This window comes from Pantoea sp. WMus005, assembly GCF_013415305.1.
In the GTDB taxonomy this organism is placed as follows: Bacteria; Pseudomonadota; Gammaproteobacteria; order Enterobacterales; family Enterobacteriaceae; genus Pantoea; species Pantoea rara.
The window spans coordinates 1,618,849-1,631,541 of record NZ_JACBXU010000001.1 but is presented as its reverse complement, the minus strand read 5'-3'; the positions used below and the strand labels follow the sequence as shown (position 1 = coordinate 1,631,541).

The window sequence follows — 12,693 nt, the reverse complement described above, 5'->3', positions numbered from 1 at the left end:
TTTGTTACGAGAAGGGGCACCACGATTTCGGTGTCGGCTGGCCATACCTGGACTTATGGCGACAATAACAAAGCGACTCTTATTTCCTGATAAAAATTATGTCAGCTAAAAAGAGCTGCTGCCTCACTCACCCGTTCACAATTAATGCCTTGTTTACTCGTTATTTACTCAACAGGAAACAGCGCTTTTGAATATTTTCAGCAGAAATTCCGTGCATAAAATAAAATCATACCTAATGGCGGGGATTGAAATTCTATCAGAAAAATCTTATTCTATCGGGGTGATTGAAAATGCTGGGATCGGCCTCATATTGAACAGGCAGAGACACTTTTTCACTCCGCTCCAACGGTGAAAGGTTAAATATGCTGCACCTTTACGAAAGATTCAGGCCCTGCGATAAATTAAGTTTCTTCTGTTAATTTATTTATCCGATGAATCCGAATGAATAATACCGTAAGAGCGAGTGAAATTAATACTGAGGCAATATGAGTACTGAAAATTATTTCGCCTGGCGAAGTGAGGTGAAAGAACAATTTCAGGCATTAACGGCTGCTTCTGAATTGAAGCCGTTACTGCAGCAATTTACTGAATCGTTTGGTTTCGATTATTTTGCCTTTTTGATTCAGCATCCGGTGCCTTTTAATCGACCACGTATTCATTTACATAGCACCTATCCCAAATTATGGGTTAAACGTTATGAGAAGCAGAATTATTACGCTGTCGATCCGGTGCTCATAGTGTGTCAGCGACCGGGCAAGGGGGTAGCGTGGACGGATGATCTGTTCGCAAACGCCAGCAATTTTTGGCGTGAGGCGAGAGAATATGGGCTACAGAGCGGATTTTCTTGCTCTGCAATGGCACCAAATCGCGTCCTTGGTATATTATCTATATCGTCGCAACAGCCCACTTCTGCCCGGCTCTGCCTTTCTGAGCTGGAGGTAAAACTACAGCTTTTAGCGGAACTAAGTCTGGATACGCTGGAACGCTTTAGCGATGATGCAATGATGGTACTAAAAAAAGAGTTTAGTCAGCGCGAGCTGGAAATTCTGAAATGGACAGCTGAGGGGAAAACAGCAGCCGAAATTTCACTAATTTTATCTATCTCTGAACATACCGTTAACTTTCACCAAAAGAATATACAAAAGCGTTTCAATGTTTCCAATAAAACGCAGATTGCCTGCTACGCAGCCGCAATCGGACTGATTTGAACATAAACAACTGCTACATATGGCAGTTCCTTTGTAAGGGTCTGTTGTCTACCCTGCGCCGGGACTTTGCCAGGCTGGCGCAAAGAAATCATTGCAAACATGGGGATGTCAGAGGCGCATGATGAAAATAGTGCAAACGCAATTAAAGGATATGCCATCCTCTTTGCTTGCCGAACTCGGCAGCTACCGTTACAGCGTTTTTGCGCGCGGTGAAGGGTGGTCAATACCGCCACGCCTGAGCACGCCGGGCCAGGAATATGATCGCTACGATCGTTCAGATGTTACCTGGCTTATTGCATGGAATGCGCGTGAGGGTATCAGTGGTTGCGCGCGTCTGATGCCCTGGTTCGGTCCTGAGCAGAGCGAAGGCATCGTGTTGCCGTTCAGCCATGAGAAAGTGTGGGAAATGTCGCGCTTCTCGGCCCGGCTTGAGGTCGATGCTGAACTGCCGCTTAATATTCTCTGGCATGCTGTGCAACTGGCAGAACTGAACGGCATTGAGTACATCATCAGTTCGGCAACGCCAATGCTGGAGAAGATGTTCGAACAACATGGGGTGGTCTATGAACCCCTGACGCCGGGACTTATTCTGTCAGAAGATAATCTGTTTGCGATCCGCATTCCGGTCGTTCAGCCGGCGCTGGCAGAGAAGTATCGGGGAACACGGCGCTTTAGTCCTGAAGAGGTGCTGCCAACGCTGGGCGTTTCGGTTAACTGGCAGGCACACAGTTAGCGGATTTGCCCCCGCAGCTGGGGGCAAAAAAAACTTACTGACGATAGGCTGTTTTAATCTGTTTGATGGTGTTGCTGAATACTTCCGCCTGAGGCTTGTCGCCAAGCGTCTGTACATAGCGTTCCATATTGATAATCACTTTGCCGGCATCAGCCTGGCCCATACCTTTCAGGATCAGGGTAATCATCATCTTCAGACCCGCGATTTCATCCGCTAATTTCCGGGCTTCCTGCGAAGTTGCAAAATCTTCGTCGCTCATGCATTTCTCCTTGGTGAATGACAACGTGTCGGCAATCTGTCCGAACAGCAGTGCGTGAGTATATCACAGGGTCGATAAGTTGCTGAGTAGCCGGTTCGCTTCCTCAGTAATAGCGGGTTTATCCAGCACAACTAATCAATCGCTGAAAGTAATCACAGCGTTTACTGGACACGGGAATCCATCAGCCTGCAGCGGCGCGTATCCGAAGATCAGGATGTTAATGCCATGAAATAGTGAGAGTTTAATGATTATTAAACGGCGCTGTTCGTTATCAGAAATGTCTGTTATTGCTGGCTGGGTAAGGCTAAAAGCAATGATATAAAGGCGGGACAGTTTTGCTTTGTTGATGTGCTTTTAAAGTAAAAACGGGTATGATTACCGCTTGCAATCGTTAACTGCTTCCTCTTTTTTTAGCCTCTGGAGTTTCCCCGTTGATCAGTGTGCTTCTTGTTGATGACCATGAACTTGTCCGTGCCGGAATCCGTCGCATCCTTGAGGATGTCAAAGGTCTGGCCGTGGTCGGAGAGGTCAACTGTGGCGAAGATGCGGCTAAGTGGTGTCGTGCCAACCAGGTTGATGTAATCCTTATGGATATGAATATGCCTGGGATCGGCGGACTGGAAGCGACGCGCAAAATCGTGCGTTACAACCCCGATATCAAAATCATCATGCTAACCATTCACACGGAAAATCCGCTGCCTGCTAAAGTGATGCAGGCGGGAGCAGCAGGCTACCTCAGTAAAGGCGCTGCGCCACAGGAGGTGATCAATGCGATTCGCTCGGTCAATGCCGGTCAGCGCTACATCGCATCCGATATCGCTCAGCAGATGGCACTGAGCCAGATTGAGCCGCAAAAAGCGGAATCTCCCTTTAGCTGTTTGTCGGAAAGGGAATTGCAGATTATGCTGATGATAACCCGGGGACAAAAGGTGACGGAAATTTCCGAGCAGTTAAATCTCAGTCCTAAAACCGTTAACAGTTATCGCTACCGGATGTTCAGCAAGCTGAATATCAGTGGCGACGTAGAGTTAACGCATCTGGCCATTCGACATGGCCTCTATAATGCGGAGCCGTTAATCAGTAGTGAATGACGTTTTTGATTCTAAAGCCTTTCTGAGTACGGTAACCAGCAAACCCGGTGTTTACCGCATGTATGACGCCTCAGGCACCGTCATCTATGTGGGCAAAGCCAAAGACCTGAAGAAGCGTCTGACCAGCTACTTCCGCGTTCAGGTCGGCAGCCGCAAAACCGAAGCGCTGGTCAGCAATATCCAGCACATCGATGTCACCGTTACCCATACCGAAACCGAAGCGCTGCTGCTTGAGCATAACTACATCAAGCTCTATCAGCCGCGTTACAACGTACTGTTGCGCGACGATAAATCGTACCCCTATATATTTCTCAGCAGCGATACCCATCCGCGGCTCGCGATGCACCGTGGTGCAAAGCATGCCAAAGGCGAATACTTTGGTCCGTTCCCGAACGGCTATGCGGTGCGTGAAACGTTAGGGCTGCTGCAAAAAGTCTTTCCTATCCGCCAGTGCGAAAACAGCGTCTACCGCAATCGCTCACGTCCCTGTCTGCAATATCAGATTGGCCGCTGTCTGGGACCCTGTGTGGCGGGGCTGGTCAGTGAGGAAGAGTATGCCCAGCAGACCGACTACGTGCGCCTGTTCCTGGCCGGTAAAGACGATCAGGTCCTGAACCAGCTGGTGAAACGCATGGAAGAGGCGAGCACTGGCCTGCGTTTCGAAGAGGCGGCACGCCTGCGCGATCAAATTCAGGCCGTGCGACGCATCACGGAAAAACAGTTTGTCTCGAATCAGGGCGATGACCTTGATGTGATGGGTGTCGCTTATGAAGCGGGTATGGCCTGTCTACACGTGCTGTTTATCCGTCAGGGCAAAGTGCTGGGCAGCCGCAGTTACTTCCCGAAAGTGCCGGTGGATACCGATCTGGCTGAGGTCGTGCAGACCTTCGTCGGGCAGTTCTACCTGCAGGGCAGTGAGGCACGCACGTTGCCAGGCGACATCCTGCTGGACTTTAACCTGCCGGAGCGCGAACTGCTGGCGGAGTCGCTCAGCGAACTGGCGGGACGCCGGGTGACGATTCAGAGCAAGCCGCGCGGCGATCGTGCCCGTTATCTTAAGCTGGCACGCACCAACGCCGCTACAGCGTTGACCACGCGTCTGGCACAGCACTCCACGATTCATCAGCGACTGATGGCGCTGGCGGAGTTTCTTGATCTCGACAAGATTAAACGCATGGAGTGCTTCGATATCAGCCATACCATGGGTGAGCAGACCATCGCCTCCTGCGTAGTGTTTGACCAGAATGGTCCGCTGCGTGCCGATTATCGCCGCTACAACATCACTGGGATTACACCGGGTGATGACTACGCCGCCATGAACCAGGTGTTGCGCCGCCGGTATGGTAAAGCGATTGAAGAAGATAAGATTCCGGATGTGATTCTGATCGATGGTGGTAAAGGCCAGCTCTCGCAGGCCATACAGGTCTTCGCAGAGCTGGATGTGCCGTGGGATAAAAACCAGCCCATCTTACTCGGCGTCGCCAAAGGCAGCGATCGTAAAGCCGGGCTGGAAACGCTGTTCTTTGAAGCGGAAGGCGAGGGCGTTTCACTGCCGTCTGATGCGCCTGCGCTGCATGTCATTCAGCACATTCGTGATGATGCTCACAATCATGCCATTTCGGGTCACCGAAAAAAACGCGCCAAAGTAAAGAATACCAGTGCGCTGGAAAGCATCGAAGGCGTGGGGCCGAAACGGCGTCAGCAACTGCTTAAGTACATGGGGGGCCTGCAACCGCTGATGAATGCGTCGGTGGAGGAGATCGCCAATGTACCCGGTATCTCACATGCTCTGGCAGAAAAAATATACTACTCGTTGAAACACTAGCATTGAAACAGGGGGGGCAATGTAGGAACATAGGCTAAATTCTACCTATATCCAGACAGTTACCGGCATATGCAATTAAACATCCCGACGTGTCTCACCCTGTTTCGAGTCGTGCTCATCCCGTTCTTTGTGCTGGCTTTCTATCTGCCGTTCACCTGGGCGCCGCTGGCTACCGCACTGATTTTCATCTTTGCTGCTGTAACAGACTGGTTTGATGGCTTTCTGGCGCGCCGCTGGAAGCAGACGACGCGCTTTGGGGCGTTTCTCGACCCGGTAGCCGATAAAGTGCTGGTCGCGATCGCGCTGGTGCTTGTGGCAGAACATTTCCACGCCTGGTGGATTACGCTGCCTGCGGCGACCATGATTGCCCGCGAGATCATTATCTCTGCGTTGCGTGAATGGATGGCGGAAATCGGCAAGCGCAGTAGCGTATCGGTTTCATGGATTGGTAAAGTGAAAACGACGGCACAAATGCTGTCTCTTTTTGCACTGTTATGGCGTCCGGATGCTACCGTCGTAGCGATTGGCGTGGTGGCGTTGTACATTGCAGCCGTACTGACGTTCTGGTCGATGTTTCAGTATTTAAGCGCCGCACGCGGCGATCTGCTCGAACCGTGATCGATACGATTTAAAAAGCAGCAAACGGACGCGCTGTGAGGATAATTTTATTGACTCATTGCGTCATCTAAGTAGAATGCATCGCATCGAACGGCGGCCAGGCTGCCAGAAGATAAGTAAAATCAGCAGGTTCGATAAATTTGCTGAAAATTGCGGGAATAGCTCAGTTGGTAGAGCACGACCTTGCCAAGGTCGGGGTCGCGAGTTCGAGTCTCGTTTCCCGCTCCAGATTCGCAGGTCAGGTTATCCTGGCGGCACATCAGTTAAGGCGCGTTGGCAGAGTGGCTATGCAGCGGATTGCAAATCCGTGTACCTCGGTTCGACTCCGGGACGCGCCTCCAGTTACACCCTGCCCGGGTGGTGAAATCGGTAGACACAAGGGATTTAAAATCCCTCGGCTGTAAGGCTGTGCGGGTTCAAGTCCCGCCCCGGGCACCATATTTCTGCCGTAAACAAAAAATAAAAAGTAATATGCAGTGATGTCGTAACCGCCCATAGGCGGTTTTTTTGTGCCTGCTATCCGGCATGACCTGCACTGGATCTCCCTTCAATCATTTACCCTTCATCACGCTACAGAGCTGAACACCAGTTCATCATCTGTGTCACTGACCAGAACCATTCGCTGCGCCTCACCACTGGAGGAGACAAACGTCACTTCATGTCCGATGTTGATAGCGTCAAAGGCGTCGGTGGGCTGTGACTGCTTCCGAATCTCCAGTAGCATCCTTGATGAATAGGGTTTGTCACTGACCGTATCAATATGATAATTGGCGGTAAAATTTAGTTCGGGTTGATCAACCACGTAAAATTGTCCTGAAGGCATAGTCTTGACCTCTGCGTAATGTTGGCCATAAGTCCCGGCCAAAACAGGCTACCTGAAATTTAAGGTTAGCTGAATAATCAATGTCGACAGGCGAGGGCACCTCTTTTTTGGTTTTATACGACGGTTGCTAAAAATAGCTGCCGCTTGCGCTTGCCTGATTAGAGTGTGGGACTACTCTTGTTCACACTGCGTGACTTTTCCAGGCACGCTATTCGGGCATGGTATAAAGGTATTACTGCGACTCTTTATGGGTTGACGATGCGGGTTCAAATCCTGCTGCCCGGTCCATCTTCTGTCTCCTGTCCTGTTAATGCCTGTTTCATCCCTGCAGTTCTGCCAATACAAGCCCAGTTACATCTGATTTCACTCATTTTTGCGGCCTGTGTCGAACACTGTAACCTGTTGAAACACGGCGGTTTACCGTAAAGTGGTGGGCATTATTTGTCGTCGCAGAGAATTTCGCACCCATGCTCACACCTTCTACGCCTGACTTAACGCCATCGGCTCTTCCTCCGGTTATCGGCGTTGTCGCCAGCCAGTTGCTCAATCCCTATCAGCAGAAAGTGCTGGACGAGGTCACGCGCCAGCTTAACGCGCACGGTGTTATCACTGTTCTGCTGAATGCAGAAGCGGATACGGCGCTGACAGCACTCCTCCGGCAGGCATCCCCGCTAGCGCTACGTGGTTTACTGCTCTTACCCGGTAACAGGGTAACTGATGCCTGTGATCTGCCGGTACTTGATATTAAGGCAGAGCCTGCACTGCAGGCAGATGCGCTGCGAGCGGGTGAGGTGACAGCAGAGTTACTGATCGCGCAGGGACACCAGACGTTTGGCTTTATGCAAAGTCAGCCCGGTGAAAGCGCGCAAAAGCAGGGTTACAGCACCACGTTACAGGCGGCGGGCAAGGCGTTGAACGTCGAGCTGACTGCAGAGGGGGACGATCGTGACGGCGCCTATCAGGTGATGATGCACTATCTGAAAAAGACCCGAGCCGCGGAGCGTATTCAGGCACTTTTCTGTGAAAGCGATTTGCTGGCCTTTGGCGCGATGCAGGCGATGCGTGATTTTGGTCAGGGTGCCCATCTGGCGGTGGCAGGATTTGGAGACAGTGAAGAGGCGCGTAGCTCTACCTGGCATCTTACCAGCTGGTCATCTGATATCAGTCAGATTCTGGGCAACGCGATAAATCGCTGGCTGGGGCAACCGGCAGAAATCAGCAGAGGGCAGGGGCAGTTGCAGCGGCGTCACTCCCATTTTGGTAAAATTCTTCCCGGTGAGATGTCAGCCTGCGGCTGCGCCTTTCGGCATTAGCCAGCCTGCCCCGCAGACTGGCTGAATAAGGTTACGCTTGTGGTTGTCCTGCCGGACCCATGCCGCCCGGTGCGCCAACCGGTTGCTGCCCACTCGGTGGCGGCGGAGCGGCTTTGCCTGGGTGAGGCGGCGGTGGGGCGTCTCTTTCTGGTGGTGGTGGTGCACAGGCGGTAAGTGTGGCAAGAACAGCCAGCGTTGATAACAGGTAAGCAATACGTTTCATCGTAATTCCCTGATCAGTTAAGCGGAAGGTTGAGTATAGAGAATCACCACAAAATCGCCCGGATAAGGCTAAACACCCGGTGAGAATAATAAATGAGTGGTGATTATATGAGACGCCTCGCAACTCGCGCATGCTGGCAATGCGTTTAGGGCAGGAGCAGGCTAAAGTAGCGCTTCATTTAAGAGGAGTTGTTATGAATGGCATTATGAAGTTCGTCCGCGGATGGCTGGTGTTCTCTGTACTGTGGGGCGTATTCATGTGGTTTATGTCATGGCATCAGCAGGGCAAAGAGCCTGGTCTGGCGATTCTGACAAGTCTCTACGCCGGTTTAATCTATCAGGCGTTGATTACTATGGTTGGCCGCTATCGGGCGCGGCGGCAACAGGCTGAGTAAAGTCTGCTGCCGGAGAGGCAGCAGAACGGCGTTGTTTAACCGAAATTACCGGTCAGGCGCTGATGGAAGTCAGTGCTGCGCGGATCCAGCCCCTCAATCGTTACTTCTGTACCATAACGCTGATAGCGATATTCAATACCATCCAGCGCTGCGACGCTGGATGCATCCCAGATCTGCGCGTGCGTTAAGTCGATAGTCACTTTTTTCGGATCGTGCGCATAATCAAAATGCTCAAACAGATCGTTGCTGCTGGCAAAGAACAGCGGACCGCGTACCTCATAGCGTACCGACTCACCATCTTCACTCAGCTGACGTTCCGCATGTATCACGTGCGCAATACGGCGGGCAAACAGCAGCATCGCCAGGATGACCCCAGCGAGCACGCCCAGTGCCAGATTTCCTGTCCAGACCGTCACTGCCACCGTCAGCACCATAATCAGCGTCTCTGACCACGGCATACGTTTCAGTGTCGCAGGCTGCAGGCTATGCCAGTTAACGGTTTTAACCGCCACCACCATCATGATCCCGGCCAGCACCACCATCGGGATTTGCGCCATAATCCGGCTCAGTCCGGTCACCAGTAACAGCAGTACCAGACCGGCGGCCACGGTTGAAACGCGGCTGCGTGCCCGGCCCAGCTCAACATTCACGATGGTCTGACCGATCATCGCGCACCCGGCGATACCACCATAAAATCCCGCCAGAATATTTGCTACGCCTAAGCCCCAGGATTCACGACGCTTACTGGAAGGGGTATCGGTCAGATCATCGACCAGTTTGGCGGTCAGCAGCGACTCCATCAGCCCGACAAAGGCGATACTCAGCGCGGTGGGCCAGATAATCTGCAGAGTCTGCAGATTAAGCGGCACCAGCAGACTGTTAAAACCGGGCAGGCCGGGACTCATCGGCCCCTCATCGCCCACGTTCGGCATGCGATAGCCCATTAACAGCGCGACGCCTGTCACCACCACAATGGCAACCAGCGGGGAAGGAACACTTTTTAACAGACGTGGTAACAGCAGCACGATTGCCAGGGTCACGGCAAAGAAAATCCACACCAGTGATGACTGGCCCCAGACGTGCGGCACCTGAGCAAAGAAAATCAGCACGCCCAGCGCATTCACAAATCCCAGCATCACCGAGCGCGGGATGTAGCGCATCATGCGAGCCAGACCGGCCACGCCAAACAGAATCTGAATCACGCCGCCCATTACTACCGCGGGCAGAATATATTCCACGCCGTGCAGATGGACCATTGGCCCGATTACCAGTGCCACGGAACCCGCCGCCGCCGTCACCATCGCCGGACGACCGCCCAGTATCGACAGGGTCAGGCAGAGCACCACCGAGGCGACGAGACTGACTTTAGGGTCGACACCGGCAATAACGGAAAAGGAGATCACTTCAGGGATTAATGCCAGTGCGGTAATTACTCCGGCCAGGCATTCGCGGGTCAATAGCGCAGGTGAACGCAGAACGCGCCCCACACTGATATCGCCCGCCACAACGTCGGTTGCGGCAACATCATTGGTTTGAGTCATAAAGGTTTGCAGGCTCTTTGATTGTTTTGCTCCCGCGCGAGGGGCGGGTAGATTTTGATAATGGTGAGGGGCAGATAGTACCGGGCGACAGGCGAAGATGCCAGAAAAAGGGGAACTCCCTCCATGGAGTCCGACTTACAGTGAGAAATCGTCCGGGGTTTTATGGACCACCAGTTCGAGCAGCTGTCGGTAGTTATCAAGCATCTCCCTGTCACTTTCCAGTTCCAGGCGATGAATAAGTTTAGAAATAATGGCTTTATTATTGACTGGCATGCCTGACTGCAGGATTTCTGCAACAAGGATACCCAGCATTTCCATCTCGCTGGCTGGCTTATTGGCCGCAGGGTTAAAATAATCAGCAATTTCCTGATTGGTCCGGGGAAGAATATATTGCATGTGTAAGCCCTTCAGAACAGCCCGATTCCGGTTCGGATGTCAGGACAAAAGCGATCAAAAAAACCACCGCATGGACAGATGCGATGGTACCAGTGTCACAAATTGAGCAAACAAAAAATAACCTCTGAAGGTGGAAATCCACTGACACCTTCAGAGGCGACGCAAGTGCATCATTCGTTACAGAGTCGCATTACAACTCGTGGCAGTAAACTTATACAATGAAAGCCGATCTGTACAACCAGAATCATTGGCAAATTGTGCTATTTTAAACTTATCAGCAGGTTATAAGGATTATTCCGAAGCAAAAATTGTACAAATAACCTGTACAAGCTGCGCGGGGGGCGATCTGAGTGGGGAAGGCCGGGAAGCCGTGGCCAGCTTCCCGCAAACAAATCAGCTGAATAATGCCAGTTTTGCCGTCAGCTTACGCAGGGCTTTTTTATCACCGACGATGGCGATTCCCAGCAGGCGCCACTGCTGACGCGGCTGTTGCCGTAGCACGGCGCTAAGCGCCTGATAATCAGTGGTAGACTGCCCCTCTTCAGGAAACAGCACCAGATCATATTCAGCCTGTTCACACTGCTCCCGCAATGCACTGAGCTGTTCGTCGGTTGCGGATAACACCGGAATACCGGTGGTGATCAAACCGGGACAAGGGCGGCTCTCTGCATCCTCCAGGTTGTCGCCAACCAGCGCGGGATGACGTTGTCCCAGGGTTAAGGCCATCACCGCGGCGGCATTAGTGGCTTTGCCTGGCGGCAGCGTGGCATTCAGTATCATCACACATCGTGGGTCTTGCATTGCGCTTCTCCTGACTTGAAAAGCGCATTGTGACAAGTGGCTTAATCCGGGTCTGGAAGATTTGTGCAGGCGTGCTGATAACGTGCGGGAGAGAGCTGGCAGGCGCGTTTAAACCAGCGGCCAAGGTGACTCTGATCGGCGAAGCCCAGCGCGGCAGCGACATCGGCGACGGGCTGGCCCTGCGCCAGCTGACGACGTGCCTGGCTCAGCCGCCATTGCACCAGCCAGGCGTGGGGCGGTAAACCCCAGTGCGTCTGGAACAGGCGTGATAACCGGAAGCGATCCACCTGCAGCTGCTGCGCCATCTGCACCAGGCCGGGATTGTCGGCATGATGGGCAATCAGCCAGTCACGCGCCTGCAAAGCCAGCCGGACATCTTTATCCATAGGCTGCTCGGGCAGTGACCATTGCTGGTGCGGATTAAGCTGACCGAACATCCGGTCCATCGCCGCCTCTTTGATGATTGCAGGATGGTTGTGCCACAGCGCATCAAACGCGTGCCAGACGGCATACGCCAGCGGGCGGTCGTCGCGCAGCGTGTCGGCAAAGCGTAACTCGTGTGGTATGGAGCCATTCGCCTGTTCTGGGGCAAGGTGCTGCGCAATCTGCTGCGGTGAAAGATAGAGCATCCGGTAGGTGAAACCGCTGTCGTTGACAGCATCACCATCATGCAGCTCCTCCGGCTCAAGCATAAAAACTGTGCCGGGACGGCTCTGATGCTGTTTGCGCCGCGAATGAAACTGCTGTACACCTTGCTCGGTTACGCCAATCAGATAACTGTCGTGCCAGTGGGGATCATAAGCATGGCCGGTAAAGTGGGCGCGCAGGGCCTCGATACCGCTGACGGCATCACGGCGCAGATCAACCCAGTTTGTTGCTGCCTGTTTCATGTTCTCTGGCTCCCGGTTGCGGCCTCTGGACATTCTGCCGCGATCCACTAATTTTTAACAGGCCGGACGCTTTTCATTCGTGTTTCGCTTTGCGTATAATAACGCTTCCAATCCATTAGAACTCTCACTATTAGGCTGCTAACATTTGTCTGAGCATACGCGTACCTTTACCCACTTACTGCACCTGACGGCACATGCCTGGCGCCTGGCGGTAGATCGCCACCTTAAAGATAGCGGCTTAAGCATGAGCAGCTGGATGGCCATCGGGCTGATTGCGAGTGAACCGCAACGCATGACGCAGACTGAGCTGGCGCAGCTGCTGGGGCTGGAAGATGCCAGCATGGTGCCGCTGGTGGATCGGCTGGTGAAACAGTCACTGCTTACGCGGGTACAGCCGCCTGAAGATCGGCGTAAACGTCACCTGGTATTGACTGATAAAGGCAACGAAGCGTTCGCCAAAGTGAAAACCGAGGCTGATGCACTTCGTACTGAAATGCTGGCCGATATTGATCCTCAGGATCTGGCCGTAACTGAGCGCGTACTGCAACAACTGCTGAGCCGCATGGGAAGTATGTAGC

15 protein-coding genes and 4 tRNA genes are annotated in these 12,693 nt (G+C 52.8%); 12 read left to right on the top strand and 7 right to left on the bottom strand.

All coding sequences use genetic code 11. The annotated features are described in order from the left end of the window. Positions 1-485: 485 nt before the first annotated feature. Together sdiA and HZZ01_RS07425 are read left to right on the top strand one after the other, a co-directional pair. A complete protein-coding gene (gene sdiA / locus HZZ01_RS07430; protein ID WP_179896132.1) occupies positions 486-1,208 on the top strand; it encodes a transcriptional regulator SdiA in 723 nt (240 codons plus the stop codon). A 121-nt stretch (positions 1,209-1,329) separates the two neighbouring features. After that, positions 1,330-1,941 carry an acyl-homoserine-lactone synthase gene (locus tag HZZ01_RS07425; protein WP_179897120.1) on the top strand — a complete coding sequence of 204 codons (612 nt, stop codon included), beginning with the start codon at positions 1,330-1,332 and terminating at the stop codon, positions 1,939-1,941. Between the two features lie 34 nt (positions 1,942-1,975). Here the strand turns inward: HZZ01_RS07425 and HZZ01_RS07420 are convergent, their stop codons facing one another. After that, positions 1,976-2,200, bottom strand: coding sequence for a DUF2594 family protein (locus tag HZZ01_RS07420; protein ID WP_003849983.1), 225 nt, complete (start codon positions 2,198-2,200; stop codon positions 1,976-1,978). Positions 2,201-2,631: 431 nt separating this feature from the next. On the opposite strand from HZZ01_RS07420, the gene uvrY reads away from it, so the two are divergent. The 6 genes from uvrY (at position 2,632) to HZZ01_RS07390 (ending at position 6,172) form a co-directional block, all read left to right on the top strand. After that, positions 2,632-3,291, top strand: coding sequence for a UvrY/SirA/GacA family response regulator transcription factor (uvrY, locus tag HZZ01_RS07415; protein ID WP_010246608.1), 660 nt, complete (start codon positions 2,632-2,634; stop codon positions 3,289-3,291). Further along, positions 3,284-5,116 (top strand): excinuclease ABC subunit UvrC, encoded by a 1,833-nt coding sequence (uvrC, locus tag HZZ01_RS07410; protein ID WP_179896131.1) that lies wholly within the window; start codon positions 3,284-3,286, stop codon positions 5,114-5,116. Before uvrY ends, uvrC begins: the two co-directional genes overlap by 8 nt. Positions 5,117-5,185: 69 nt before the next feature. Continuing rightward, positions 5,186-5,734 carry a CDP-diacylglycerol--glycerol-3-phosphate 3-phosphatidyltransferase gene (gene pgsA / locus HZZ01_RS07405; RefSeq protein ID WP_090962392.1) on the top strand — a complete coding sequence of 183 codons (549 nt, stop codon included), beginning with the start codon at positions 5,186-5,188 and terminating at the stop codon, positions 5,732-5,734. A 152-nt stretch (positions 5,735-5,886) separates the two neighbouring features. Continuing rightward, a tRNA-Gly gene (locus tag HZZ01_RS07400) sits at positions 5,887-5,962 on the top strand. A gap of 39 nt (positions 5,963-6,001) precedes the next feature. Further along, a tRNA-Cys gene (locus HZZ01_RS07395) sits at positions 6,002-6,075 on the top strand. A 10-nt stretch (positions 6,076-6,085) separates the two neighbouring features. Continuing rightward, positions 6,086-6,172, top strand: a tRNA-Leu gene (locus HZZ01_RS07390). Between the two features lie 127 nt (positions 6,173-6,299). Here HZZ01_RS07390 and HZZ01_RS07385 read toward each other — a convergent pair. Continuing rightward, positions 6,300-6,536, bottom strand: a complete 237-nt coding sequence (locus HZZ01_RS07385; RefSeq protein WP_292990795.1) for a hypothetical protein — start codon at positions 6,534-6,536, stop codon at positions 6,300-6,302. A 233-nt stretch (positions 6,537-6,769) separates the two neighbouring features. On the opposite strand from HZZ01_RS07385, the gene HZZ01_RS07380 reads away from it, so the two are divergent. Further along, positions 6,770-6,845, top strand: a tRNA-OTHER gene (locus HZZ01_RS07380). Positions 6,846-7,024: 179 nt separating this feature from the next. Next, complete coding sequence (locus tag HZZ01_RS07375; protein WP_179896129.1) at positions 7,025-7,870, top strand: substrate-binding domain-containing protein; 846 nt, start codon at positions 7,025-7,027, stop codon at positions 7,868-7,870. 31 nt (positions 7,871-7,901) lie between these two features. On the opposite strand, the gene HZZ01_RS07370 is transcribed toward HZZ01_RS07375, so the two are convergent. Further along, positions 7,902-8,093 (bottom strand): hypothetical protein, encoded by a 192-nt coding sequence (locus tag HZZ01_RS07370; RefSeq protein WP_179896128.1) that lies wholly within the window; start codon positions 8,091-8,093, stop codon positions 7,902-7,904. 193 nt (positions 8,094-8,286) lie between these two features. Here HZZ01_RS07370 and HZZ01_RS07365 point away from each other — a divergent pair, with 193 nt between their 5' ends. Beyond that, a complete protein-coding gene (locus tag HZZ01_RS07365) occupies positions 8,287-8,487 on the top strand; it encodes a DUF6404 family protein (protein WP_003849972.1) in 201 nt (66 codons plus the stop codon). Positions 8,488-8,522: 35 nt separating this feature from the next. Here the strand turns inward: HZZ01_RS07365 and HZZ01_RS07360 are convergent, their stop codons facing one another. The 4 genes from HZZ01_RS07360 to HZZ01_RS07345 all read right to left on the bottom strand — a co-directional run bounded on the left by HZZ01_RS07360 (position 8,523) and on the right by HZZ01_RS07345 (position 12,115). Next, positions 8,523-10,028: a SulP family inorganic anion transporter gene (locus tag HZZ01_RS07360; protein WP_179896127.1), complete on the bottom strand. Its 1,506-nt coding sequence runs from the start codon at positions 10,026-10,028 to the stop codon at positions 8,523-8,525. A gap of 135 nt (positions 10,029-10,163) precedes the next feature. Next, complete coding sequence (locus HZZ01_RS07355) at positions 10,164-10,424, bottom strand: biofilm/acid-resistance regulator YmgB/AriR (RefSeq protein WP_179896126.1); 261 nt, start codon at positions 10,422-10,424, stop codon at positions 10,164-10,166. 393 nt (positions 10,425-10,817) lie between these two features. Further along, positions 10,818-11,225 (bottom strand): DUF2000 domain-containing protein, encoded by a 408-nt coding sequence (locus HZZ01_RS07350; RefSeq protein ID WP_179896125.1) that lies wholly within the window; start codon positions 11,223-11,225, stop codon positions 10,818-10,820. A 41-nt stretch (positions 11,226-11,266) separates the two neighbouring features. Then, the gene (locus HZZ01_RS07345; protein ID WP_179896124.1) at positions 11,267-12,115 is read right to left on the bottom strand and encodes an AraC family transcriptional regulator; all 849 of its coding nucleotides are present in this window, start codon (positions 12,113-12,115) and stop codon (positions 11,267-11,269) included. Between the two features lie 145 nt (positions 12,116-12,260). On the opposite strand from HZZ01_RS07345, the gene HZZ01_RS07340 reads away from it, so the two are divergent. After that, positions 12,261-12,692, top strand: a complete 432-nt coding sequence (locus HZZ01_RS07340; RefSeq protein WP_179896122.1) for a MarR family winged helix-turn-helix transcriptional regulator — start codon at positions 12,261-12,263, stop codon at positions 12,690-12,692. The last annotated feature ends 1 nt before the right edge of the window (position 12,693 follow it).

What these genes read in the sequence shown, in the direction of transcription:
- HZZ01_RS07425 (WP_179897120.1), top strand. Translation starts at nt 1,330, where the DNA reads ATGAAAATAGTGCAAACGCAATTAAAGGATATGCCATCCTCTTTGCTT.
- HZZ01_RS07350 (WP_179896125.1), bottom strand. Translation starts at nt 11,225, where the DNA reads ATGCAAGACCCACGATGTGTGATGATACTGAATGCCACGCTGCCGCCA.
- HZZ01_RS07375 (WP_179896129.1), top strand. Translation starts at nt 7,025, where the DNA reads ATGCTCACACCTTCTACGCCTGACTTAACGCCATCGGCTCTTCCTCCG.
- HZZ01_RS07360 (WP_179896127.1), bottom strand. Translation starts at nt 10,028, where the DNA reads ATGACTCAAACCAATGATGTTGCCGCAACCGACGTTGTGGCGGGCGAT.
- HZZ01_RS07420 (WP_003849983.1), bottom strand. Translation starts at nt 2,200, where the DNA reads ATGAGCGACGAAGATTTTGCAACTTCGCAGGAAGCCCGGAAATTAGCG.
- sdiA (WP_179896132.1), top strand. Translation starts at nt 486, where the DNA reads ATGAGTACTGAAAATTATTTCGCCTGGCGAAGTGAGGTGAAAGAACAA.
- HZZ01_RS07370 (WP_179896128.1), bottom strand. Translation starts at nt 8,093, where the DNA reads ATGAAACGTATTGCTTACCTGTTATCAACGCTGGCTGTTCTTGCCACA.
- HZZ01_RS07355 (WP_179896126.1), bottom strand. Translation starts at nt 10,424, where the DNA reads ATGCAATATATTCTTCCCCGGACCAATCAGGAAATTGCTGATTATTTT.
- HZZ01_RS07365 (WP_003849972.1), top strand. Translation starts at nt 8,287, where the DNA reads ATGAATGGCATTATGAAGTTCGTCCGCGGATGGCTGGTGTTCTCTGTA.
- HZZ01_RS07345 (WP_179896124.1), bottom strand. Translation starts at nt 12,115, where the DNA reads ATGAAACAGGCAGCAACAAACTGGGTTGATCTGCGCCGTGATGCCGTC.
- pgsA (WP_090962392.1), top strand. Translation starts at nt 5,186, where the DNA reads ATGCAATTAAACATCCCGACGTGTCTCACCCTGTTTCGAGTCGTGCTC.